Below are 1,782 nucleotides of genomic sequence, written 5' to 3'. Positions count from 1 at the left end.
CCTTTCTTTAAGACAAGTCGGAGAGGAATATATCGCGCCCACTACACAGATTGAACAAGAGCTCTGCACCATCTGGTCTGAAGTTCTGCGTATTGAGAAGATCGGAATCCATGATAACTTCTTTAAACTTGGAGGACATTCTCTCCTCGCCACTCAAGTGATCTCACGTATTCGTCATAACTACAATATTGATCTACCTCTTAGAGCCCTCTTTGAACACCCAACACTCCAAGCATTAAGCCAGGATGTTGAACAATTGATGACCAAGGATACCTTGTCGCTTATTCCACCAATCGTAGTTCAACAAAGACCCGATATTCTGCCTTTATCCTTTGCCCAACAACGTCTCTGGTTCTTAGACCAGCTTCTGCCAGATACAGCTATTTATAATGTCCCATTAGCACTGAAGCTCATAGGCCATCTCAACCTTGATATCTTTGAAAGAGCTTTCAATGCCCTTATTGAACGCCATGAATCCTTAAGAACGATCTTCCAAACCGTACAAGGTGAAGCACAACAACAGATCTTGGGAAATCTCCAGATACGTCTTGCTGACTGTTACGAAGATCTTTCGGCGCAGCCTGAGCAGCAAGCTTATGTTCAGACCTTGGCCACTCAAGAAACCAACATCTTCTTCAATCTCTCGTCAGGACCATTGATCCATCTCAAACTTTTTAAGCTAGCCTCCGATGAACATCTGCTTCTCATCACCATGCATCATATCATCTGTGATGGATGGTCTATGGGCATCTTCTTTAAAGAACTCTCGGAGCTTTACAACGCTTATCTACAAAATCAAGATCCAGATCTTCCCTTACTCCCCATTCAATACGCTGACTTCGCCCTCTGGCAAAGGCAGTGGTTACAAGGAGAGGTTCTCGAACGTCAGCTCTCTTACTGGAAACAACAACTATCCGATATCCCGGATCTCCTCGCGTTACCAACTGATAAACCCAGACCCAAAGAACTCACCTACAAGGGCGCTTCTTATCATTATGTCTTATCTAAAGACATTAAAAATCAGCTCAATCAATTCTCTCAACAACACGGCTGTTCGCTCTTTATGACTCTCCTGGCTTTGTTCCAGGTCCTTCTTTATCGATATACAGGACAAAACAATATCGTCATAGGCTCTCCCATTGCCAATCGGCACTATCAAGAAATCGAGGGACTTATCGGATTCTTTGTCAATACCCTGGCCCTTAAAACCAGCTTTGAAGGGACAGAATCCTTCTTAGACATCCTACACCAAGTTAAAGAAACAACCCTTCAAGCTTATCAACATCAGGATGTGCCTTTTGAACAGTTGGTTGAGTATCTTAATATCACCAGAGCTTTAAACAGAAACCCTGTTTTCCAGGTTATGTTCACTTTCCAAAACACGAATAACATTGGAGGAGAATTAGCTTTACATAATCTCCAAACAGCTCCTGTCTTCTCGGAATATCCCATTGCCAAGTTTGATTTAAGTGCCGGGGCCTTTGAACATGAAGATGGTATTAACATAAGCTTTGACTATGCAACTGATTTATTTGAAGAAGAAAGTATCAAACGATTTGCTTCTCACTTCACAGAGCTAATTAAAGACACGCTTCAGAAACCAATACAATCTCTTCAAGATCTGTCTCTTTTAACCTCTGCAGAGAAGCAGCAGCTTCTTATTGAATGGAACGATACCAAAGCAGACTATCCAAAGAACAAAACGATCCATCAGTTGTTTGAGGAACAAGTAGAAAAGACACCGGACAATATTGCTGTTGTCTTTGAAGACCAAGAGCTCAC

At 42.2% G+C, this 1,782-nt stretch carries 1 protein-coding gene; it reads left to right on the top strand.

Going from position 1 to position 1,782, the window contains the following annotated elements; translation table 11 throughout:
• Positions 1 to 1,782 (top strand): non-ribosomal peptide synthetase (locus F9K23_18785; protein ID KAB2912604.1); only part of this gene is annotated, 1,782 nt, incomplete at both ends.

The organism is Bacteroidota bacterium, from assembly GCA_008933805.1.
Lineage (GTDB): Bacteria > Bacteroidota > Bacteroidia > UBA8524 > UBA8524 > SB11.
The sequence above is the reverse complement of the archived record's forward strand: the minus strand, read 5'-3'. Positions and strand labels throughout refer to the sequence as shown.